Origin of the sequence: Pseudomonas sp. 58(2021), assembly GCF_017491585.1 — a bacterium.
Classification (GTDB): Bacteria; Pseudomonadota; Gammaproteobacteria; order Pseudomonadales; family Pseudomonadaceae; genus Aquipseudomonas; species Aquipseudomonas fluorescens_BT.
This window is the reverse complement of record NZ_JAFGYZ010000012.1, coordinates 26060-46143: the sequence shown is the minus strand read 5'-3', so window position 1 is coordinate 46143 and position 20084 is coordinate 26060. Positions and strand designations below refer to the sequence as shown.

The window sequence follows — 20084 nt, the reverse complement described above, 5'->3', positions numbered from 1 at the left end:
CCTAGTTTCGAATCAAGTGACCGCTGGCCCCGAGTAACTGGCCATCCAGTAAAGCACCTTGCTCGCCGAGGGCCAGCCGTCCTTCGGCAAACCAGTGTACGGCCATCGGGTAGATCAGGTGCTCCTGAACATGAACCCGTTGCGCCAGACTCTGTGGCGAATCGTGCAACTCTACCGGTATTACTGCCTGTACGACCAGTGGCCCGCCATCGAGTTCCTCGGTGACGAAGTGCACGGAACAGCCGTGTTCGGCGTCGCCGGCTTCCAGCGCGCGCTGATGAGTGTGTAACCCTTTGTATTTGGGTAGCAGCGAGGGGTGGATGTTGAGCAGGCGACCCTGGTAGTGACGGACGAAGTCAGCGCTGAGAATGCGCATGAAGCCTGCCAGTACCACGAGTTTCGGATTGAATTCGTCGATCAGTTCGATCAGGGCGGCATCGAAGGCCTCGCGACCTTCGAAACCCTTGTGATCCAGCGAGCGGGTGGCGATACCCGCGTCACTGGCGCGTTGCAGGCCATAGGCGTCGGCGCGGTTGGAAATCACCGCAGCGATGCGGACCGGGCTGTCGCCGGTCCGCGTGCTGTCGATCAGGGCCTGCAAGTTACTGCCGGTGCCGGACAACAGCACCACGACATCACAGGTATTAGGCATTAGTGAGCCTTGAGGTTTTTCAGCTCGACCTGGGCCGCGCCTTCGGCAGCGACACCGATCTGGCCGATGACCCAAGGCTGTTCGCCGGCTTCACGCAGGTTGCTCAGTGCAGATTCAACGTGCTCCTGAGCCACGCAGATGACCATGCCCACGCCGCAGTTCAGTACGCGGTGCATTTCGGTTTCGTCGACGTTGCCTTGCTCTTGCAGCCAGTCGAAGACGGCCGGGCGAGTCCAGCTGGCCACGTCAACCACGGCTTGAGCGCCTTTTGGCAGAACGCGCGGGATGTTGTCCAGCAGGCCGCCACCGGTGATGTGGGCCATGGCCTTGACGGCGCCGGTGTCCTTGATCAGCTTGAGCAGCGGCTTCACGTAGATGCGGGTCGGGGCCATCAGCAGATCGGTCAGCGGCTTGCCGTCGAGCTGAACGGTTTCGATGTCGGCGCCGGAGACTTCGATGATCTTGCGGATCAGCGAGTAGCCGTTGGAGTGCGGGCCGGACGATGGCAGGGCGATCAGGGCGTCACCGGTGGCGACTTTCGAGCCGTCGATGATTTCCGCTTTTTCTACAACGCCGACGCAGAAGCCGGCCAGGTCGTAGTCTTCGCCTTCGTACATGCCAGGCATTTCAGCGGTTTCGCCGCCCACCAGCGAGCAGCCAGCCAGTTCGCAGCCTGCGCCGATACCGGTGACGACGGTGGCGGCAACGTCGACGTTCAACTTGCCGGTGGCGTAGTAATCGAGGAAGAACAGCGGCTCGGCACCGCATACCACCAGGTCGTTGACGCACATGGCGACCAGATCCTGGCCGATGCTGTCGTGCTTGTTCAGGTTCAGTGCCAGACGCAGTTTGGTGCCGACGCCGTCGGTGCCGGAAACCAGTACGGGCTGTTTGTAGCCGGCCGGGATTTCGCAGAGGGCGCCGAAACCGCCCAGTCCGCCCATGACTTCCGGGCGCGCAGTGCGCTTGGCGACGCTCTTGATGCGTTCGACCAATGCTTCACCGGCGTCGATGTCTACACCGGCGTCCTTGTAGCTCAGGGAGGGTTGCTTGCTCATGATCCAGGCCTTTAGGGGAGGGGATTCAGGGGTAACGACCGAGTCCAGCGGGAACGCCGAAACCGACGGGGGCGATTGCCTCACGCGAATTTCGATGTGCCCGGCTGTTGCCGGTCTGCGAAGGCGCGCGATTTTATCAGGCTTGAGGGGCAGCGGCCATCCTCGCGCCGACGGGCAGGGCCATATCGGCCGAAAAATTTTGCAATTGAAGCTGTGGGTGACATCACGGGTGCCTGTATAAGGAACCGTCTATCGTTAGGACTGTGCAAAAACTTACCGCCAGCGTGTGAATGTTTTGCAACGGCTTGTGGTCACAGGCTTGCTCTATCCGGTTCACGCGGCCTGTTCCAGCCGCTCTTGTCGACGGGAATTCTCCATGCGTTTGTGTAAATTGCTGTTTGTGGGCTGCTTGTCTCTCATCAGTCTGGCGAGCCAGGCTGAAAACCTCAAAGGTCTTTATCAGGTTCGCGAGCCGGTTAATGGCCAGTCGCCCGAGGAGCGTGATCGCGCTACCCAGGCTGCACTGGATACGCTGGTGTTGCGTCTGACCGGTGACCCGAAGGCGCCACAGAACCCCGGCCTGGCGCCGATTCGCAAGGATCCGCAGCAGATCATCAGTCAGTTCGGTTTCGATGCCGGGCCGCCGGAAGTATTGAAGGTCGATTTCGACCCGGCTACCACCGAGCAGGCGCTGCGCCGTGCCGGGTTGTCGCTGTGGGGCGCCAGTCGGCCGTCGATCCTGGGCTGGTGGCTGAACGACTCCGCTGAGGGGGCGAGTCTTGTGGGTGATGGTCAGGCCAGTGCCGCGCCGTTGCGACGTGCCGCCCAACACAGAGGTTTGCCATTGCGTTTGCCGCTGGCGGACCTGAGTGAGCAATTGGTTGCAACCGCTCCGACGCTCGAAGGTTCCGACCCCGCGCCGCTGAATGCCGCGTCGGAACGTTACAGCGCCGATGCACTGCTCGCCGTGCATGCCCGTGAAGAAGGCGGTCAGTGGCAGGCCAAGTGGCATTTGTGGCTGGGGGATCAAAAAGAGGCGGGAAGCGTGCAGGGGGCTGATCAGGCCGCTGTTGCCGATGCTGTGATGCTGGCGGTCGCCGAGCGCCTGGCGCCTCGCTTTGTCGCCAAACCGGGTGCCTCGGGGCAGCAGACTCTGGAAGTGCAGGGCATGAATCTGGAGCATTACGCAACGTTGCTGCGGATGCTCGAACCCTTTGGTGTGCGGCTGCAGAGTGTCGATGCCGATCGTATCGTCTATCGGGTCAACGGCAGTGCCGATCAGTTGCGGGCGCAGTTGTCGCTGGCGAAGTTACAGGAAATGCCGGCCGAGGCGCCGGCTCCGGTGGCTCCGCAGCCTGCGGTGCCAGGCGGTGCGCCTGCCGTTACACCGGCACCGGTTCCTGCGGCGCCGTCGTTGCGATTCCGCTGGTAGGTTTTTCTTTCATATATAGAAGCAATGGAGTGTTACATGGCCGATACGCGGCGTTGGTTCTGGCTCGGTGGGGTGCTCCTGCTTTGCGCGTTTGTCTGGTTGCTGCATCCGATCCTCACGCCGTTTCTGGTGGCGCTGTTGCTTGCGTATCTGTTCGACCCGCTGGTGGACCGTCTGGAGCGCCTCGGACTGTCCCGCACCTGGGGCGTGATCGCGGTATTTGCCGTGTTCACTCTGATCGTCACCACGTTGTTGCTGGTGCTGGTGCCGATGCTCGCCAAGCAACTGCTGCGTCTTTACGAGCTGGCACCGCAGATGCTCGACTGGCTGCAGCACACGGCGCTGCCTTGGGCGCAGTCGAAGCTGGGGCTGGCGGATGGCTTCTGGAAGTTCGACAAGGTCAAGGCTGCGATCACCGAGCACATGGGCCAGACCACCGACATCGTCGGCGTGGTGCTGAGTCAAGCCACAGCCTCCAGTCTGGCCCTGATCGGCTGGCTGGCGAATCTGGTGTTGATCCCGGTGGTCAGTTTCTATCTGCTGCGCGACTGGGACGTGATGATGGCCAAGATCCGCAGCCTGTTGCCGCGTGATCGTGAAGAGCGCGTGGTGGCGCTGGCGGGTGAATGTCACGAGGTGCTCGGCGCTTTCGTGCGGGGGCAGTTGCTGGTGATGCTGGCGCTGGGCGTGATCTATGCGGCGGGCCTGATGATTGTCGGTCTGGAACTGGGCCTGTTGATCGGCCTGATCGCCGGGCTGGCGGCCATTGTGCCTTATATGGGGTTTGTGATCGGGATCGGCGCGGCGCTGATTGCCGGGCTGTTCCAGTTCGGCGGCGACCTGTACCCGATGATCGGGATTGTCGCGGTATTCATGGTGGGGCAGGCCCTGGAGGGTATGGTGCTGACGCCATTGCTGGTCGGTGATCGAATCGGCCTGCATCCGGTGGCGGTGATCTTTGCCATTCTGGCTGGCGGCGAGCTGTTCGGTTTTACCGGTGTGTTGCTGGCGTTGCCTGTGGCGGCGGTGATCATGGTGCTGGTGCGTCACGTTCATGACTTGTACAAGGACTCTGACATGTACAGCGGAGTGGATGATCCGAAGCTGTAACGTGAGGGAGGGCCGCCCGGTGGATTGCCGGGTTGGCCCGTCTCGTGCAAGCAATGCTGACGCCTGTGCGCCAAAGAAACTGTCATAAAACCAGCGTGTTAACGCAAACCTTTGATTTTGCTTGGGGTCTGTCGCATTGTGCGCTCCGCTTCACGGGTATAAACTTCGCACACTTTACACAGAGGCCACTAACGGTTCCTTGGGAACTGTTCAGTCAGCATGAAACCGATTCAGCTGCCCCTAGGTGTGCGTCTGCGTGACGACGCCACCTTCATCAACTACTACCCAGGCGCCAATGCCGCTGCACTCGGCTATGTCGAGCGTCTATGCGAAGCCGACGCCGGCTGGACCGAAAGCCTGATCTATCTGTGGGGCAAACACGGGGTGGGGCGTACGCATCTGTTGCAGGCCGCGTGCCTGCGTTTCGAACAGATGGGCGAACCGGCGGTGTACCTGCCGCTGGCCGAGTTGATGGATCGCGGCATCGAAATCCTCGACAACCTCGAACAGTACGAGCTGGTCTGCCTGGATGACCTGCAGGTGATTGCCGGCAAGCCCGATTGGGAAGAGGCGATGTTTCACCTGTTCAACCGTCTGCGTGACAGCGGTCGCAGGTTGCTGATTGCCGCCTCCACCTCGCCACGTGAATTGCCGGTGAAACTGGCGGACTTGAAATCGCGCCTGACCCTGGCGCTGATTTTCCAGATGCGTCCTCTCTCCGATGAAGACAAATTGCGCGCCCTGCAATTGCGCGCATCCCGTCGCGGTCTGCACCTGACCGACGAAGTCGGGCATTTTATTTTGACTCGCGGTACCCGCAGCATGAGCGCGCTGTTTGACCTGCTCGAGCAGCTCGATCAGGCCTCTTTGCAGGCTCAACGCAAGCTGACCATTCCCTTTCTGAAAGAAACCCTGGGCTGGTAAAACCGGGGCTCTCAGCCGGTTTCGGCATATTTCAGGCGCCAGAAAATCCGCTTTCCTGTGCATTGCGCAGGCCGCGTCTCGATTCAAATAGGCTTAAGCGCTTAGATGTAAACGAGAAACCGAGAAGTCACAAAAAGATCGATTGAATTTGCAAATGAGGCTGATAGCGGGCATAGTCTCGGCTTCTTTACAACTATCAGCCACGGTCGTGCCCATGCTAAAGCGCTTCGCACCCCTCGTGCCTCTCGCACTCGTCACCCTGTTGTTCGGTTGCGCTGCTCATTCACCTGTTACTCAAGAGCAGCAACAGCAGGCTAAAAATTCTGCTACCGCCCAGTCTTCCGTTATTTATCAGGAAGAGCTGGACACCGAAAAGGAACTGGCCGACTTCAACGGCAAGAAGCCTTACCAGCTTCCGGTTCTGGCCGACAGCATTCTTGAACGCGGCATGTCTCTGATCGGTACCCGTTACCGTTTCGGCGGCACCTCTGAAGCCGGGTTCGATTGCAGCGGTTTCATCGGCTACCTCTTCCGCGAAGAAGCCGGCATGAACCTGCCACGCTCCACTCGCGAAATGATCAACGTGGATGCCCCGCTGGTTTCGCGCGGCAACCTCGAGCCGGGCGATCTGCTGTTCTTCGCCACCAATGGTCGTCGCGGTCGTGTAAGCCACGCCGGGATCTATCTGGGCGACAATCAGTTCATCCACTCCAGCAGTCGTCGCAGTGGCGGTGTCCGTATCGACAGTCTGGGTGACAGCTACTGGAGCAAGTCCTTCATCGAAGCCAAACGTGCTTTGGCGAACGCTCCAACCGTGGTTACCGCTCGCAAGTAATAACGCCTATGTCGCCACGCTCGTGGCGACAAGCGGTCCTTCAGGGGCAATAGACTTAAACTTTACAAGGTGAAGTTAAAGTCTTACTTGAAGTTTGCCGCGTAGCCGCTAGAATCCTGATCTATATTGATGGCAAACCGCCTGCGTTCCCCCGCAGGCGGTTTTGTTTTCTGTCGAATCGGCAGTAAAAGCCGCAGCCAGATCAGGATGTTCTGCTTATGACGATGACGGCCCGCCTTGCCCTGATGTTCTTCGCAGCGCTGCTCAGCGCTTGCGCCAGTCGCACTCCGCCGCCAGCCCCCGTGGTTCGCGCGCCGGTTGTGTTCGGATCCTCCCAGGCTTTTTCTCCCGCTGCCGAAGACGTGCTGTTCCGTGCGCTCGGGCTGGTTGGGACGCCTTATCGCTGGGGCGGCAACACGCCGGATTCCGGTTTTGATTGCAGCGGCCTGATTGGCTTCGTCTACCGCGATGCTGCCGGCATCAGCCTGCCGCGCTCTACCCGCGAGATGATCGTCATGCAGGCGCCGAATGTCGGCAAGGAAGGGCTGCAGACCGGCGACCTGATCTTCTTCGCTACCAATGGCGGCTCCCAGGTCAGTCATGCGGGGATTTACGTCGGGGAGGGGCGCTTCGTTCATGCGCCAGCCACCGGCGGTACCGTGAAGCTGGACAGCCTGTCGAAGGCCTATTGGCAGAAGGCCTATCTGAGTGCCAAGCGCGTTCTGCAGCCGGAGCATCTGGCGCATAACCCTTAGTCATTCGAAGCAATAAAAAAACCTGTGGGAGCGCATCGGCTCTCACAGGTTTTTTTGTTTCAGGGTCGGGCTATTTGGCTGCCGACACTCGCCAGACCTTGTTCCCGACGTCGTCTGCCACCAGTAAGTCGCCTTGTCGATCAATCACCACGCCAACAGGGCGTCCCAGGGCGTTTTCATCCTTGTCGAGGAAGCCTGTCAGTACGTCTACAGGTGTTCCATTCGGCTTGCCGGCGCTAAACGGTACGAAGATCACCTTGTAGCCACTGTGGGGCTTTCGGTTCCACGAGCCGTGCTGACCGATGAACGCGCCTTCCTTGAATTGGGCCGGCAGCGTGTTGCCCTCGGCAAAGGTCAGGCCCAGTGAGGCGGTATGCGGACCGACGGCGTAATCCGGGGCGATGGCCTTGGCCACCAGGTCCAGGTTTTGTGGCTCGACGCGGACATCGACGTGCTGGCCGTAATAGCTGAACGGCCAGCCATAGAAACCACCGTCCTTTACCGAGGTGATGTAGTCCGGCACCAGATCGCTGCCGATCTCGTCCCGCTCGTTTACCGCTGTCCACAGCGCGCCGCTTTTCGGTTCCCAGGCGAGGCCGTTGGGGTTGCGAATGCCTGAAGCGAAGATCCGGTGATTGCCGGTGGCGCGGTCCACTTCCCAGATCGCCGCGCGGCCCTCTTCCTGATCCAGGCCGTTTTCGCCGACGTTGCTGTTCGAGCCGACGGTGACGTAAAGCTTGCTGCCGTCCTTGCTGGCAATGACGTTCTTGGTCCAGTGATGGTTGAGCGGGCCGCCCGGCAGGTCCACGACCTTGATTGGCTGGCTCTTGATTTCTGTTGCCCCGGGTTCGTAGTGGAAGCGTAACAAACGGTCGGTATCAGCGACGTACAGGTCATTGCCGACCAGTGTCATGCCGAACGGCGAGTTCAGGTTCTGCAGAAACACTGTGCGCGTTTCCGCCACGCCGTCGTGGTCGGCATCGCGCAGCAGGGTAATGCGGTTCGGGCTGGGAACCCCTGCGCCCGCACGGCCCATGACTTTCTTCATCACCCAGCCGCGTATGCCCTTGCTGTCGTCCGGTTTCGGCGGGGCATTGGTTTCCGCCACCAGTACATCACCGTTGGGCAATACGTAGAGCCAGCGCGGGTGATCGAGGTTTTCGGCGAATGCGGCCACTTGGGTGCCGGCGGCTCCCGTTGGTTTCGCACCGGCCGGCCAGCCGATCGCCGGGGCGATGTTCACCGTCGGAATCAGGGTTTTATTCGGTTCGGGCAGTTTGGGGGATGGGCCGGTGCCGTCCGAGACTTGCAGGCTGGAGGATTCACCACAGGCGGTGAGCCCTCCGGCGAGTGCGATGACGAAAACGAGCTGGGGCTTGCGCATTACTGATCTTCCCTATGAATGCATTCCTAATCATAGAGAAGTGCGCGAGCCCGATGGTTCAACCGCTCAGCCGCGCGCCTCCTTGAACAGCACGGCAATGCCGGGATGGTAGTTGCCGGCCTCGCTGCGCAATTTGCGGTAGGCGTAGGGGAAGTACCAGGCGACGGCGCACGTGTGTTCCTTTTGCAGGTCGTCGACCATGTCCTGCAGTTCTTCCGGGCTGGCGCTGTGCTGGGCTTTCTGTGGAGCGACGAACAGGCAGCCGAGTTTGAGATCGCTGGCGTAGCTGATGCGCTTGGCATCGCTGGTGATATCGGCCAGGGCCTGAGTCAGATTCAGGTTGTTGACGCGCGGCCAGCGTTGGGTTGCCTGAATGTAAGCGCGATCTTCGGCGCCGGCCAGGAACAGGTCGGCACGGGCATTGCGTTCGCCTTCCTCATTTTGTTTGCGGGTGGCGGTGTCACGCAGGGTGACCAGTTCGGCCATCCATGCGGCGGCGGACAGCAGGCCGAGGTTGGCTTTTTCGTCGTGCCAGTAGGGCGTGTCGTTGTCGCCACGCACGGTGTTGTAGCGGTCGATACAGTCAAACCAGCGTTCCAGCACCGGGCGCAGGAATTCCAGCCGCGGATTGCTGATGATCATGCCTTGCATGGTGCTCTCCCTTGTTATTGTGATGTGCTCTCTGCAGTCAAAAAGCATGGCTCTTTGATATCACTGCTGGCAGTGTGGCACAAGATTGGCGTCAGTTAATTGATCGGCGGCAGTTATTCGCCGCACAAGCCCCTCTTCAATTGACGCTCCACCCCCAACCCTCTAACCTTCGCGGCTTGTTTCAGGTGCTCTGTGGCGCATGTCGACAGAGTGAAACAGGGAAGCCGGTGAGGCGGGTCTTCAAGTGATGAACCCTCACGATCCCGGCGCTGCCCCCGCAACGGTAAATGAGTAAAAGCTGCGTCGGATGCCACTGCTTAACAGCGGGAAGGCGCGCAGCCAGGCACCAGCCGCTCATGAGCCCGGAGACCGGCCTGATCCATCCAGCGGCATCACGGTGGGCGATGCCAGGCTTGTTGCCGTCTGTTCTTGTGCCTGCCCGCCGTTATCCAGCCTCAACGGAGAGCTTCCCCATGACTGATTCCCCCGAACGCGACGAGCGTCACCTCGCGCGCATGCAGCGTAAAAAAGCCGTGATCGACGAGCGCATCGCCAATTCGCCAGACGAATGCGGCCTGGTGCTGGTGCTGACCGGTAATGGCAAAGGCAAAAGCAGCTCGGCATTCGGCATGCTCGCCCGCGCCATGGGTCACGGCATGCAGTGCGGTGTTGTGCAGTTCATCAAGGGCCGCAACAGCACCGGTGAGGAACTGTTCTTTCGCCGCTTCCCGGAGCAGGTGCGCTTCCATGTGATGGGTGAGGGATTCACCTGGGAAACCCAGGACCGCCAGCGTGACATCGCCGCCGCCGAAGCTGCATGGGAAGTGTCCCGCGAGCTGCTGCGTGATCCGTCGATCGGTCTGGTGGTGCTCGATGAACTGAACATCGCCCTCAAGCACGGTTACCTCGATCTGGATCAGGTGCTCAGCGATCTGCAGGCCCGCCCGCCGATGCAGCACGTGATCGTCACCGGTCGCGCCGCCAAGCCGGAAATGATCGAGATGGGCGACACCGTCACCGAAATGGGCATGATCAAGCACGCCTTCCAGGCCGGCATCAAAGCGCAGAAAGGCGTCGAACTTTGAATCAACCACGTCACTGCCCGGCGGTACTGATCGCCGCGCCGGCCTCCGGTCAGGGCAAGACCACCGTCACCGCCGCGCTGGCCCGTTTGCATCGCAATCAGGGGCGCAAGGTTCGCGTGTTCAAGTGCGGTCCGGACTTTCTCGATCCGATGATCCTCGAGCGCGCCAGCGGTGCGCCGGTCTATCAACTGGACATGTGGATGGTCGGCGAGCAGGAAAGTCGACGTCTGTTGTGGGAAGCCGCCGCTGAAGCGGATCTGATCCTGATCGAAGGCGTGATGGGTTTGTTTGACGGTACGCCGTCGAGCGCCGATCTGGCGCGGCATTTCGGCGTGCCGGTACTCGGCGTGATCGATGGTACCGCGATGGCCCAAACGTTCGGCGCACTGGCCCTGGGCCTGGCGCGTTATCAGCCGGACCTGCCGTTCGCCGGGGTACTGGCCAACCGCGTTGGCACCGTGCGCCATGCGCAATTGCTCGAAGGCAGCCTGACCGAAGGCCTGCGTTGGTACGGCGCGCTGTCCCGTGAAACCGGGATCGAACTGCCAAGCCGTCATCTCGGTCTGGTGCAGGCCAGCGAACTCAATGACCTCGACGTGCGCCTCGACGCCGCCGCCGAAGCGCTGGCCGGCACCTGCGAGGTAGCGCTGCCGCCGGCCGTGGAATTCGCCGCGCCAGAAATCGTTGAGACTGAAAAGTTGCTCGAAGGCGTGCGAATTGCCGTTGCCCGTGACGAAGCCTTCGCGTTCACCTACGGTGCCAGTCTCGATCTGTTGCGGGCGATGGGCGCCGAGTTGAGTTTCTTCTCGCCGATCCGCGATGCGCAATTGCCCGACGCCGACAGCTTGTACCTGCCCGGCGGCTACCCGGAATTGCACCACGTTGCCTTGTCGCAGAACGCCGACATGCTCAACGCGATCCGCGCGCATCACGCCGCTGGCAAACCGCTGCTCGCCGAATGTGGCGGCATGCTGTACCTGCTCGGCTCGCTGACCGATGTCGAAGGCACCCGCGCTGACTTGGTCGGCCTGTTGAGTGGCGATGCCGTAATGCAAAAGCGCCTCGCCGCGCTGGCCTTGCAAGAGGTCGACCTGCCGGAAGGCCTGTTGCGCGGCCACACCTATCACCACTCCCTGACCACCACCGAACTGACGCCAATCGCCCGTGGCCACAGCCCCAATGGCGGGCGCGGTGCCGAAGCGGTGTATCGGCAAGGGCGGATGACCGCCTCGTACGTGCATTTTTACTTTCCATCGAATCCGTCGGCGATTGCCGCACTGTTGGTGCCATGACCGACAACGCATTCACTGAAACCGAGCGCGAAGCGGTCTACCGCGCCATCGCCGAACGCCGCGACATGCGCCACTTCAGCGGTGGCACGGTCGAGCCTGAGCTGTTGCGTCGTTTGCTGGAGGCCGCGCATCAGGCGCCGAGCGTCGGCCTGATGCAGCCGTGGCGCTTTATCCGCATCAGCGACCGCGCTTTGCGTAGCCAGATCCAGAACCTGGTTGAAGAAGAACGCGTGCGCACCGCCCAAGCCCTGGGCGAGCGCAGCGACGAGTTCATGAAGCTCAAGGTCGAAGGCATCAATGACTGCGCCGAAGTGTTGGTCGCCGCATTGATGGATGATCGCGAGCGGCATATTTTCGGCCGTCGCACGCTGCCGGAAATGGACATGGCCTCATTGTCCTGCGCGATCCAGAACCTGTGGCTGGCCGCGCGCGCCGAAGGCCTGGGCATGGGCTGGGTGTCGCTGTTCGAGCCGCAGGCGCTGGCCGATCTGCTGAAACTGCCGGCCGGGGCCAAGCCGCTGGCAGTGCTTTGCCTGGGGCCGGTCAAGGAATTCTATCCGGCGCCGATGCTGGTACTCGAAGGGTGGGCGGAGGCGCGTCCGCTCAATGAGCTGCTGTATGAAAATTTCTGGGGAGTGAGTCAATGAGTGTGGCGTTGTTGAGTGTCGCCGCGGTCGCGCTGGATGCGCTGCTGGGTGAACCGAAGCGCTGGCATCCACTGGTGGCGTTCGGCAATTTTGCCGGGCGCATCGAGCAACGTTTCAACACCGGCGGGCGTGGGTGGCGCAGCCATGGTGTCACTGCTTGGGTGATCGCGGTGCTGCCATTGACGTTAATTGCCACGGCATTGTCCTGGGCGCCTTATGTGGGCTGGGTTGTCGAGATCATCGCGCTGTATTGCGCCCTCGGCATGCGCAGTCTCGGTGAGCACGTCGAGCCGGTGGCCAAGGCTTTGCGCAGCGATGACCTGGAAGAGGCGCGCAAGCGCGTGGGTTACCTGGTCAGCCGTCAGACCAGTGAGCTGGACAGCACGGCTGTCGCCCGTGCCGCCACCGAGTCGGTGCTGGAAAACGGCAGCGATGCGGTGTTCGCTGCAATCTTCTGGTTTGTCGTGGCCGGTGTTCCGGGCGTGGTGCTCTATCGTCTGAGCAACACCCTCGACGCGATGTGGGGTTATCGCAACGAACGCTTCGAGCGTTTCGGCTGGGCCGCGGCAAAAATCGACGATGTCCTCAACTACATTCCCGCGCGGCTTGTGGCGTTGACCTACGCGCTGCTCGGCAACACCCGACTCGCGCTGAAATGCTGGCGCACCCAAGGCCCGAAATGGGACAGCCCGAACGCCGGCCCGGTGATGGCCGCCGGCGCAGGTGCCTTGGGCGTGGAGCTGGGCGGGCCGGCGATCTATCACGGCGAGCTGCACGAGCGTGCGCAACTGGGCGAGGGTGCGCCGGCGGATGCCGATTCCATCGATCGCGGCTGGCAATTGGTTCAGCGCGGGGTATGGTTATGGCTGCTGATTCTCTGCGTGGGGGCTGAATTCTATGCTTGAGCACGGTGGCCGGCTGCGCAGGGCGGCGCTTGAATACGGCATCGCGGAAGAAGACTGGCTCGACTTGTCCACCGGTCTGGCGCCGTGGCCGTTTCCGGTTCCGGAAATTCCGCTGCGGGCCTGGGCGCGCTTGCCGGAATCCGATGACGGTCTGGAGCAGGCCGCGTGCGACTACTACGGCGCCGCGCAGGTTTTGCCGGTGGCCGGTTCGCAGATGGCCATCCAGTTGTTGCCGCGATTGCGCCGGGCCGGCAAGGTTGGCGTGCTGTCGCCGTGTTATGCCGAGCATGGCGAAGCCTGGCGGCGCAGCGGTTACATCGTCCGCGAAGTGTTGGAGCAGGAAGTCGATTTCTTCCTCGACGGCCTCGACGTGCTGGTGGTGGTCAACCCGAACAATCCCACCGGCCTGAGCCTGACTCCGGCGCGCCTGCTCGACTGGCACGCACGGCTGGCCCAGCGCGGCGGCTGGCTGGTGGTTGATGAAGCGTTCATGGACAACACGCCGCAGTTAAGCCTTGCCCCGCATGCGCATCAGGTGGGGTTGATCGTGTTGCGCTCGTTCGGCAAGTTTTTCGGTCTGGCCGGTGTTCGACTCGGGTTCGTGCTGGCGGAGCGCAAGCTGCTCAGATTGCTGGCCGAGCAGGTCGGGCCCTGGGCCGTCAGCGGGCCGACCCGGGTATTGGGGCAGGCCTGCCTGCAAGACACTGAAGGTCATACCCGCCAGCGGATCCGCAGTGACGAAGCCAGCGAACGGCTGGCTGCACTGCTCGAACGCTATGGCTTCAAGCCTCAGGGCGGCTGTGCGCTGTTTCAGTGGCTGATCACCGAGCATGCTCACGCACTGCACGAATTCATGGCCCGTCGCGGCATCCTCCTGCGTCTCTTCACGCACAACAGCAGCCTGCGTTTCGGTCTGCCCGCCAATGTCGCCGATGAAGCGCGTCTTGAGCAGGCCCTGCAAGCGTTTGCCATGGACCGCTCTATGGACAAGAAACCCGCATGACTACGTTAATGGTGCAAGGCACCACCTCCGACGCCGGCAAAAGCACGCTGGTGACGGCGCTGTGCCGTTGGGCAACCCGTCAGGGCGTTGCCGTAGTGCCGTTCAAACCGCAGAACATGGCGCTCAACAGCGCAGTGACCGCCGACGGCGGCGAGATCGGCCGGGCGCAAGCGGTGCAGGCGCAGGCGGCGTTTCTCGAGCCACACACCGACATGAATCCAGTGCTGCTCAAGCCCAACAGTGACACCGGTGCCCAGGTCATCATCCATGGACGTGCGGTCACCAGCATGAACGCCGTCGCCTATCACGACTACAAAGCCATCGCCATGCAGGCCGTACTGGCCTCTCACGAGCGCTTGAGCGCTGCGTATCCGCTGGTGATGGTCGAGGGCGCGGGCTCGCCGGCGGAGATCAATCTGCGCGCCGGTGACATCGCCAACATGGGCTTCGCCGAAGCGGTGGATTGCCCGGTGCTGTTGATCGCGGACATCAACCGGGGCGGCGTGTTTGCCCATCTGGTGGGCACGCTGGAACTGCTGTCGCCGAGCGAACAGGCACGGGTGAAGGGCTTCATCATCAACCGCTTCCGTGGCGATATCGCCTTGCTGCAACCGGGCCTCGACTGGCTGGAGCAGCGCACCGGCAAACCGGTGGTGGGCGTGCTGCCGTACGTGATGGACCTGCATCTGGAAGCCGAGGACGGCATCGACCAGCGCCAGATCGACAAGGCCGAGCAAGTCTTGAAAGTGGTGGTGCCGGTGCTGCCGCGCATCAGCAATCACACCGATTTCGATCCCCTGCGACTGCATCCGCAGGTTGACCTGCAATTCATCGGCCCGGGGCAAACGATTCCGCCGGCCGATCTGATCATCCTGCCGGGATCGAAAAGCGTGCGCAGTGACCTGGCGTATTTGCGCGCCAATGGCTGGGAAACCGCCATCCGCCGTCATCTGCGCTATGGCGGCAAGCTGCTGGGGATTTGCGGCGGTCTGCAAATGCTCGGCGAGCAGGTGCATGATCCGCTCGGCCTGGAAGGCGCACCGGGCTCCAGCGCCGGTCTGGGGCTGCTGGCGTTTGAAACGCAGCTCGAAGCCGAGAAGCAATTGCGCAATGTGCGCGGGCGTCTGGCGCTGGAAGATGCCGAGGTCAGCGGCTACGAAATCCATGCTGGCGTGACGACAGGGGCTGCGCTGGAAAACGCTGCCGTCCATCTGGATGACGGCCGCTGTGATGGCGCGCAAAGTCTCGACGGGCAGATTTTCGGTACCTACCTGCATGGCCTGTTCGAATCGCCGGCGGCCAGTGCGGCGCTGTTGCGCTGGGCCGGTCTGAACGATGTGCAGGAGGTGGATTACCACGGCCTGCGCGAACGCGATATCGAGCGCTTGGCGGATCTGGTGGAGAAGCACCTGGATACCGGGCTGTTGTGTGAACTCTGTGGTATCCAGGCCGGATGTGATGACCTCTTCGCGGGCAAGCCCGCTTCCAAAGGGTGTTGAGGTGTACTCAAGTGCCATGTCCGGCCGACATCCATTGTGGGAGCGGGCTTGCCCGCGAAGAGGTCAGTTGTCTCAACGAATTTTTTTCAGGATGCCTCCATGCTCCAGTTGATCCTCGGCGGCGCCCGCTCCGGCAAAAGTCGCCTGGCCGAAAAGCTCGCCACTGACAGCGCGCTGGCCGTGACGTACATCGCCACCAGTCAGCCGCTGGATGGCGAGATGAATGAACGCGTCGCCCATCACCGTGCCCGTCGTCCCGCCGAATGGGCGTTGATCGAGGAGCCGCTGGAGCTGGCCCGGGTGCTGCGCGAGAACGCCAGTGCCGAGCGTTGCCTGTTGGTAGATTGCCTGACGCTGTGGCTGACCAATCTGCTGATGCTCGAAGACGCCGAACGCCTCGCCGCCGAGCGCGAAGCCCTGCTTGAATGCCTGGCGTCGCTGCCGGGTGAAATCATTTTTGTCAGCAACGAGACCGGAATGGGTGTCGTGCCGCTGGGCGAATTGACTCGCCGCTACGTCGATGAAGCCGGTTGGCTGCATCAAGCTCTGGCCGAGCGTTGTCAGCGAGTCGTCCTGACCGTCGCCGGCCTGCCCCTGACTCTGAAAGGACCTGCGTTATGACTCAAGCCTGGTGGCTGAACCCGTGCAAGCCGGTGGATACGGACGCCGTTGAAAGCGCGGCAGCCCGTCAACAGCAATTGACCAAACCCGCAGGCTCCCTCGGGCGACTGGAATCTGTAGCAGTGCAACTGGCCGGATTGCAGGGGCAGATCAAGCCGAAACTCGATCAGGTCTGGATCGCGATTTTTGCCGGCGACCATGGCGTTGTCGCCGAAGGGGTTTCCGCGTTTCCGCAGGAAGTCACCGGGCAGATGCTGCTGAATTTCGTCAGCGGCGGCGCGGCGATCAGCGTGCTGGCGCGGCAGCTCGGTGCGCAACTGGAAGTGGTGGATCTGGGTACCGTGACCCCGTCGCTGAACCTGCCGGGCGTGCGCCACTTGAATATCGGCCAGGGCACGGCGAATTTCGCCAAGGGTGCGGCGATGACTCGGGCACAGGGCGAACTCGCCTTGCAGGGCGGTCGCGACAGTGTGCTGCGCGCGAAGGCGGCGGGCGCGCAATTGTTCATCGGTGGCGAAATGGGCATCGGCAACACCACGGCCGCCAGTGCGCTGGCCTGTGCGCTGCTCGATTGCCCGGTGGCACACCTGACCGGTCCCGGCACCGGGCTGAATGCCGAAGGCGTCAGTCACAAGGCGCAGGTGATCGAGCGGGCGCTGGCGTTGCACGCGGCGCAGCGTGGGGACGTGCTGCAGACCCTGTTCAATCTCGGCGGCTTCGAGATTGCGGCTTTGGTCGGCGCGTATCTGGCCTGTGCTCAGGAAGGTGTGGCGGTGCTGGTGGACGGCTTCATCTGCACGGTCGCTGCGCTGGTGGCAGTGCGTCTGAATCCGGCTTGCCGTGAGTGGCTGCTGTTCGGTCATCGCGGCGCCGAGCCGGGCCATCGTCATGTGTTGGAAACTCTGAGTGCCGAGCCGCTTCTTGAACTGGGCCTGCGTCTGGGCGAGGGCAGCGGCGCTGCGCTGGCGGTGCCGTTGTTGCGTCTGGCCTGTGATCTGCACGGCCAGATGGCGACCTTCGCCGAGGCCGCGGTGGCGGATCGTCCGGCATGACCTTGCGTCTGGATCTGCTGCGCCACGGTGAAACCGAACTCGGCGGTGGCCTGCGCGGCAGCCTCGACGACGCGCTGACCGAAAAAGGCTGGGCGCAGATGCGCGAGGCGGTGAGCGGGCAGGGGCCGTGGGATCGGCTGGTCAGTTCGCCGTTGCAGCGTTGTGCGCGGTTTGCTGAAGAGCTGAGCGCGCAGCGGGATCTGCCAGTATCTCTGGACAAGAATCTGCAAGAGCTGCATTTCGGTGCCTGGGAAGGGCAGAGCGCGGCGGCGCTGATGGAAACCGATGCCGAAGCGCTTGGGCTGTTCTGGGCGGATCCGTATGGGTTTACCCCGCCGCAGGGTGAGCCTGTCAGCGAGTTTTCTGCGCGGGTGCTGGCGGCGGTCATGCGACTGCATGCGGCGCACGCGGGGGAGCGGGTGTTGCTGATCAGCCATGGCGGCGTGATGCGTCTGTTGCTGGCCCGGGCCCGTGGTTTGCCTCGTGAGCAGTTGCTGAATGTCGAAGTGGGTCACGGCGCGCTGTTTTCGCTGATCGTCGAGGCCGACGGTTCGCTCAGGGAAGTGTGCTGACATGCTGCCCCTGTGGATCGCTCTGCAATTTCTCAGCAGCTTGCCGATTCGCCTGCCGGGCATGCCGGCGCCCGAAGAACTCGGCCGCTCGCTGCTGTTCTATCCGCTGGTGGGCTTGCTGTTCGGGGTGATTCTCTGGGCACTGAACATTGCCTTGGCCGGCACGCCATTGCTGTTGCATGCCGCGTTGTTGCTGACGGTTTGGGTGCTGCTCAGCGGTGCTTTGCACCTTGATGGGCTGGCGGACAGCGCCGATGCGTGGCTCGGCGGTTTCGGTGATCGCGAGCGTACGCTGACAATCATGAAGGACCCGCGCAGCGGGCCGATTGCCGTGGTGACGCTGGTGCTGGTGTTGTTGCTCAAGTTTGCCGCGTTGCTGGCGTTGATCGAACAACAGCAGGGCATGGCATTGATCATCGTGCCGCTGATCGGGCGGGCGGCGCTGCTCGGGCTGTTCCTCACCACGACTTATGTGCGGGCCGGCGGGTTGGGTCAGGCGCTGGCCGATCATCTGCCGCGCAAGACGGGTTGGCAGGTGCTGGCGGTGAGTGCGGCGGTGTGCGTGGTGATTGCCGGGTTCAATGCTGTCGTGGCGTTGCTGCTGGCGGTCGTCGTGTTCATCTGGCTGCGACATTTGATGGTGCGGCGCCTGGGCGGAACCACGGGCGATACGGCCGGTGCGCTGCTGGAATTATTGGAAATGTCGGTGCTGGTCGGGCTGGCCTTGTTTTGATCTGTAACTTGATTTGACAGACTCGCGGGTATATACACGCATCATGCTTCCTTCTCAGTGTTTGTGCATCAACCTGCGTCGCGCCGCTCGTGGCGTCAGCAGGCATTACGACGGCGCTCTCGACGGCTTCGGGATCAACGTTGCCCAGTATTCTCTGCTGTGCAATCTGCAGCGGCTGGATCAGCCGAGCATCTCCGAGCTGGCCGAAGCGATGGGCCTGGATCGCAGCACTCTCGGACGCAATCTGCGGGTACTGGAAGGCGAAGGGCTGGTGGCGCTGGCTGAGGGCGAAGACATGCGCAACCGCATTGTCCGGCTCACCGAAACCGGTGCGCAACGCCTGGCAGCAGCCCTGCCGGCCTGGGAAGCGGCGCAGCAGCGGTTGATCGACCGACTGGGTGCCGAGAAGCGTGAAACCTTGCTGCGGCTATTGGATGAACTGGCCTGAGGGCCGGTTTTTTCCGAATCTAAGCGGGTATATACCCGCGACTGGAGAATAACAATGAGTTCGATGTGGCGTACGTGCGGTTGGGTGTTGCTGGGGAGTGCGCTGATTCTGGCGTTGTCGTTGGGCGTGCGGCACGGCTTCGGTTTGTTTCTTTCGCCGATGAGCGCCCAGTTTGGCTGGGGCCGTGAGGTGTTCGCTTTCGCCATCGCCTTGCAGAACCTGATCTGGGGGCTGGCGCAACCGTTCACTGGCGCGCTGGCCGACCGCTTCGGCGCGGCGAAAGTGGTGTTGATCGGCGGTGTGCTCTACGCCTTGGGCCTGGTGTTCATGGGCCTGTCGGAAACCGCTTTGGGCTTGTCCCTGAGCGCCGGTCTGTTGATCGGTATCGGACTGTCCGGGACCTCGTTCTCGGTGATTCTCGGTGTCGTCGGCCGCGCCGTGCCGCCGGAGAAACGCAGCATGGGCATGGGCATTGCCAGCGCCGCCGGATCCTTTGGCCAGTTCGCGATGCTGCCGGGCACCCTCGGGCTGATTGGCTGGCTCGGCTGGTCGGCGGCATTGCTTGTGCTGGGCCTGCTGGTGGCGCTGATCGTGCCGCTGGTGAGCATGCTCAAGGACAAGCCGCTGCCGGTGCTCGGCCACGAACAAACCCTGTCCGAAGCCCTGCGCGAGGCCTGCTCGCATTCCGGGTTCTGGCTGCTGGCGTTCGGTTTCTTCGTCTGCGGTTTTCAAGTGGTGTTTATCGGCGTGCACCTGCCGGCCTATCTGGTCGACCAGCATCTGCCGGCCACCGTCGGCACCACGGTGCTGGCGTTGATCGGGTTGTTCAATATCTTCGGCACCTACACCGCCGGCTGGCTCGGCGGGCGCATGTCCAAGCCGCGACTGTTGACCGGCCTGTACCTGCTGCGCGCGGTGGTGATCGTGCTGTTCCTGTGGCTGCCGGTGACGACCACATCGGCTTATCTGTTCGGTATGGCCATGGGCTTCCTGTGGTTGTCGACGGTGCCGTTGACCAACGGTACGGTGGCGACTCTGTTTGGCGTGCGAAACCTGTCCATGCTCGGGGGGATCGTGTTCCTGTTCCATCAGTTAGGTTCGTTCCTCGGCGGCTGGCTGGGCGGGGTGGTGTATGACCGGACCGGGAGTTATGACTTGATCTGGCAAGTGGCGATTCTCTTGAGCCTGTTGGCGGCCGCGCTGAACTGGCCGGTGCGCGAGCGCCCGGTCGCGCGTCTGCAGGTCCGTACGAGCGCAGCATGAAGCGGATCTGGCCGCAAGTCGCTATCACTGCACTGGGCGCCGCGTTGCTGGCGCTGGTGTGGTGGGGCTGGCACCAGGGTGGCCTGGCACTGATGCAGTTGGGCATGGGTGCTTGCCTGTAGGCTTTGGTGGCGAGTAACGTCGGGTTCTGACGACTCTCAAG

The 20084-nt window shown here is 62.4% G+C and carries 22 protein-coding genes and 1 riboswitch; of the genes, 18 read left to right on the top strand and 4 right to left on the bottom strand.

Annotation, left to right across the window (positions count from 1 at the left end; translation table 11 throughout):
- Nucleotide 1: 1 nt before the first annotated feature.
- Together purN and purM are read right to left on the bottom strand one after the other, a co-directional pair.
- Nucleotides 2–652 (bottom strand): phosphoribosylglycinamide formyltransferase, encoded by a 651-nt coding sequence (gene purN, locus J5M72_RS15490; RefSeq protein WP_207866257.1) that lies wholly within the window; start codon nucleotides 650–652, stop codon nucleotides 2–4.
- Complete coding sequence (gene purM, locus J5M72_RS15485; protein WP_169429462.1) at nucleotides 652–1710, bottom strand: phosphoribosylformylglycinamidine cyclo-ligase; 1059 nt, start codon at nucleotides 1708–1710, stop codon at nucleotides 652–654. Before purM ends, purN begins: the two co-directional genes overlap by 1 nt.
- Nucleotides 1711–2086: 376 nt before the next feature.
- On the opposite strand from purM, the gene J5M72_RS15480 reads away from it, so the two are divergent.
- From J5M72_RS15480 to J5M72_RS15460, 5 genes are all read left to right on the top strand, one after another.
- Nucleotides 2087–3142 (top strand): DUF2066 domain-containing protein, encoded by a 1056-nt coding sequence (locus tag J5M72_RS15480; protein ID WP_207866256.1) that lies wholly within the window; start codon nucleotides 2087–2089, stop codon nucleotides 3140–3142.
- Nucleotides 3143–3178: 36 nt separating this feature from the next.
- Nucleotides 3179–4252 carry an AI-2E family transporter gene (locus J5M72_RS15475; protein ID WP_169429464.1) on the top strand — a complete coding sequence of 358 codons (1074 nt, stop codon included), beginning with the start codon at nucleotides 3179–3181 and terminating at the stop codon, nucleotides 4250–4252.
- 219 nt (nucleotides 4253–4471) lie between these two features.
- Complete coding sequence (hda, locus tag J5M72_RS15470; RefSeq protein ID WP_025111852.1) at nucleotides 4472–5176, top strand: DnaA regulatory inactivator Hda; 705 nt, start codon at nucleotides 4472–4474, stop codon at nucleotides 5174–5176.
- Nucleotides 5177–5390: 214 nt separating this feature from the next.
- Nucleotides 5391–6011 (top strand): NlpC/P60 family protein, encoded by a 621-nt coding sequence (locus J5M72_RS15465; protein ID WP_207866254.1) that lies wholly within the window; start codon nucleotides 5391–5393, stop codon nucleotides 6009–6011.
- 218 nt (nucleotides 6012–6229) lie between these two features.
- Nucleotides 6230–6766 carry a C40 family peptidase gene (locus tag J5M72_RS15460; RefSeq protein ID WP_169429467.1) on the top strand — a complete coding sequence of 179 codons (537 nt, stop codon included), beginning with the start codon at nucleotides 6230–6232 and terminating at the stop codon, nucleotides 6764–6766.
- A gap of 70 nt (nucleotides 6767–6836) precedes the next feature.
- Here the strand turns inward: J5M72_RS15460 and J5M72_RS15455 are convergent, their stop codons facing one another.
- Together J5M72_RS15455 and J5M72_RS15450 are read right to left on the bottom strand one after the other, a co-directional pair.
- Nucleotides 6837–8150 (bottom strand): sorbosone dehydrogenase family protein, encoded by a 1314-nt coding sequence (locus J5M72_RS15455; protein WP_207866252.1) that lies wholly within the window; start codon nucleotides 8148–8150, stop codon nucleotides 6837–6839.
- 66 nt (nucleotides 8151–8216) lie between these two features.
- The gene (locus tag J5M72_RS15450) at nucleotides 8217–8801 is read right to left on the bottom strand and encodes a hypothetical protein (protein WP_169429469.1); all 585 of its coding nucleotides are present in this window, start codon (nucleotides 8799–8801) and stop codon (nucleotides 8217–8219) included.
- 166 nt (nucleotides 8802–8967) lie between these two features.
- A riboswitch (cobalamin riboswitch) is annotated at nucleotides 8968–9194 on the top strand.
- Between the two features lie 80 nt (nucleotides 9195–9274).
- On the opposite strand from J5M72_RS15450, the gene cobO reads away from it, so the two are divergent.
- From cobO to J5M72_RS29170, 13 genes are all read left to right on the top strand, one after another.
- Complete coding sequence (gene cobO / locus J5M72_RS15445) at nucleotides 9275–9886, top strand: cob(I)yrinic acid a,c-diamide adenosyltransferase (RefSeq protein WP_007950401.1); 612 nt, start codon at nucleotides 9275–9277, stop codon at nucleotides 9884–9886.
- Nucleotides 9883–11178 (top strand): cobyrinate a,c-diamide synthase, encoded by a 1296-nt coding sequence (locus J5M72_RS15440; protein WP_169429470.1) that lies wholly within the window; start codon nucleotides 9883–9885, stop codon nucleotides 11176–11178. Before cobO ends, J5M72_RS15440 begins: the two co-directional genes overlap by 4 nt.
- Entirely contained in the window at nucleotides 11175–11825 is a 651-nt protein-coding gene (gene bluB, locus J5M72_RS15435) for a 5,6-dimethylbenzimidazole synthase (RefSeq protein ID WP_207866250.1), read from the top strand. Before J5M72_RS15440 ends, bluB begins: the two co-directional genes overlap by 4 nt.
- Complete coding sequence (cbiB, locus tag J5M72_RS15430) at nucleotides 11822–12730, top strand: adenosylcobinamide-phosphate synthase CbiB (RefSeq protein ID WP_207866248.1); 909 nt, start codon at nucleotides 11822–11824, stop codon at nucleotides 12728–12730. Before bluB ends, cbiB begins: the two co-directional genes overlap by 4 nt.
- Entirely contained in the window at nucleotides 12723–13733 is a 1011-nt protein-coding gene (cobD, locus tag J5M72_RS15425) for a threonine-phosphate decarboxylase CobD (protein WP_207866246.1), read from the top strand. Before cbiB ends, cobD begins: the two co-directional genes overlap by 8 nt.
- A complete protein-coding gene (locus J5M72_RS15420) occupies nucleotides 13730–15232 on the top strand; it encodes a cobyric acid synthase (protein ID WP_207866244.1) in 1503 nt (500 codons plus the stop codon). Before cobD ends, J5M72_RS15420 begins: the two co-directional genes overlap by 4 nt.
- A gap of 99 nt (nucleotides 15233–15331) precedes the next feature.
- Complete coding sequence (cobU, locus tag J5M72_RS15415; RefSeq protein WP_207866242.1) at nucleotides 15332–15853, top strand: bifunctional adenosylcobinamide kinase/adenosylcobinamide-phosphate guanylyltransferase; 522 nt, start codon at nucleotides 15332–15334, stop codon at nucleotides 15851–15853.
- A complete protein-coding gene (cobT, locus tag J5M72_RS15410; protein ID WP_207866240.1) occupies nucleotides 15850–16905 on the top strand; it encodes a nicotinate-nucleotide--dimethylbenzimidazole phosphoribosyltransferase in 1056 nt (351 codons plus the stop codon). The genes cobU and cobT overlap by 4 nt, the downstream gene beginning before the upstream one ends.
- Nucleotides 16902–17477, top strand: coding sequence for an alpha-ribazole phosphatase family protein (gene cobC / locus J5M72_RS15405; protein ID WP_207866238.1), 576 nt, complete (start codon nucleotides 16902–16904; stop codon nucleotides 17475–17477). Before cobT ends, cobC begins: the two co-directional genes overlap by 4 nt.
- A gap of 1 nt (nucleotide 17478) precedes the next feature.
- Nucleotides 17479–18210: an adenosylcobinamide-GDP ribazoletransferase gene (locus J5M72_RS15400; RefSeq protein WP_169429478.1), complete on the top strand. Its 732-nt coding sequence runs from the start codon at nucleotides 17479–17481 to the stop codon at nucleotides 18208–18210.
- Between the two features lie 43 nt (nucleotides 18211–18253).
- Nucleotides 18254–18658 carry a MarR family transcriptional regulator gene (locus J5M72_RS15395; RefSeq protein ID WP_169429479.1) on the top strand — a complete coding sequence of 135 codons (405 nt, stop codon included), beginning with the start codon at nucleotides 18254–18256 and terminating at the stop codon, nucleotides 18656–18658.
- 54 nt (nucleotides 18659–18712) lie between these two features.
- On the top strand, nucleotides 18713–19921 hold the full coding sequence (locus tag J5M72_RS15390; protein ID WP_169429480.1) for an MFS transporter: 1209 nt from the start codon (nucleotides 18713–18715) through the stop codon (nucleotides 19919–19921).
- A complete protein-coding gene (locus J5M72_RS29170; RefSeq protein WP_279382170.1) occupies nucleotides 19918–20043 on the top strand; it encodes a hypothetical protein in 126 nt (41 codons plus the stop codon). The genes J5M72_RS15390 and J5M72_RS29170 overlap by 4 nt, the downstream gene beginning before the upstream one ends.
- Nucleotides 20044–20084: the final 41 nt, after the last annotated feature.

Bases quoted from the DNA above. Each gene is read 5' to 3' on its own strand.
- cbiB (WP_207866248.1), top strand. From the start codon at position 11,822: ATGAGTGTGGCGTTGTTGAGTGTCGCCGCGGTCGCGCTGGATGCGCTG.
- J5M72_RS15395 (WP_169429479.1), top strand. From the start codon at position 18,254: ATGCTTCCTTCTCAGTGTTTGTGCATCAACCTGCGTCGCGCCGCTCGT.
- J5M72_RS29170 (WP_279382170.1), top strand. From the start codon at position 19,918: ATGAAGCGGATCTGGCCGCAAGTCGCTATCACTGCACTGGGCGCCGCG.
- J5M72_RS15465 (WP_207866254.1), top strand. From the start codon at position 5,391: ATGCTAAAGCGCTTCGCACCCCTCGTGCCTCTCGCACTCGTCACCCTG.
- purM (WP_169429462.1), bottom strand. From the start codon at position 1,710: ATGAGCAAGCAACCCTCCCTGAGCTACAAGGACGCCGGTGTAGACATC.
- J5M72_RS15420 (WP_207866244.1), top strand. From the start codon at position 13,730: ATGACTACGTTAATGGTGCAAGGCACCACCTCCGACGCCGGCAAAAGC.
- J5M72_RS15400 (WP_169429478.1), top strand. From the start codon at position 17,479: ATGCTGCCCCTGTGGATCGCTCTGCAATTTCTCAGCAGCTTGCCGATT.
- cobC (WP_207866238.1), top strand. From the start codon at position 16,902: ATGACCTTGCGTCTGGATCTGCTGCGCCACGGTGAAACCGAACTCGGC.
- cobU (WP_207866242.1), top strand. From the start codon at position 15,332: ATGCTCCAGTTGATCCTCGGCGGCGCCCGCTCCGGCAAAAGTCGCCTG.
- J5M72_RS15475 (WP_169429464.1), top strand. From the start codon at position 3,179: ATGGCCGATACGCGGCGTTGGTTCTGGCTCGGTGGGGTGCTCCTGCTT.
- J5M72_RS15450 (WP_169429469.1), bottom strand. From the start codon at position 8,801: ATGCAAGGCATGATCATCAGCAATCCGCGGCTGGAATTCCTGCGCCCG.
- purN (WP_207866257.1), bottom strand. From the start codon at position 652: ATGCCTAATACCTGTGATGTCGTGGTGCTGTTGTCCGGCACCGGCAGT.
- cobO (WP_007950401.1), top strand. From the start codon at position 9,275: ATGACTGATTCCCCCGAACGCGACGAGCGTCACCTCGCGCGCATGCAG.
- J5M72_RS15390 (WP_169429480.1), top strand. From the start codon at position 18,713: ATGAGTTCGATGTGGCGTACGTGCGGTTGGGTGTTGCTGGGGAGTGCG.
- cobT (WP_207866240.1), top strand. From the start codon at position 15,850: ATGACTCAAGCCTGGTGGCTGAACCCGTGCAAGCCGGTGGATACGGAC.
- hda (WP_025111852.1), top strand. From the start codon at position 4,472: ATGAAACCGATTCAGCTGCCCCTAGGTGTGCGTCTGCGTGACGACGCC.
- J5M72_RS15455 (WP_207866252.1), bottom strand. From the start codon at position 8,150: ATGCGCAAGCCCCAGCTCGTTTTCGTCATCGCACTCGCCGGAGGGCTC.
- bluB (WP_207866250.1), top strand. From the start codon at position 11,175: ATGACCGACAACGCATTCACTGAAACCGAGCGCGAAGCGGTCTACCGC.
- J5M72_RS15480 (WP_207866256.1), top strand. From the start codon at position 2,087: ATGCGTTTGTGTAAATTGCTGTTTGTGGGCTGCTTGTCTCTCATCAGT.
- cobD (WP_207866246.1), top strand. From the start codon at position 12,723: ATGCTTGAGCACGGTGGCCGGCTGCGCAGGGCGGCGCTTGAATACGGC.
- J5M72_RS15460 (WP_169429467.1), top strand. From the start codon at position 6,230: ATGACGATGACGGCCCGCCTTGCCCTGATGTTCTTCGCAGCGCTGCTC.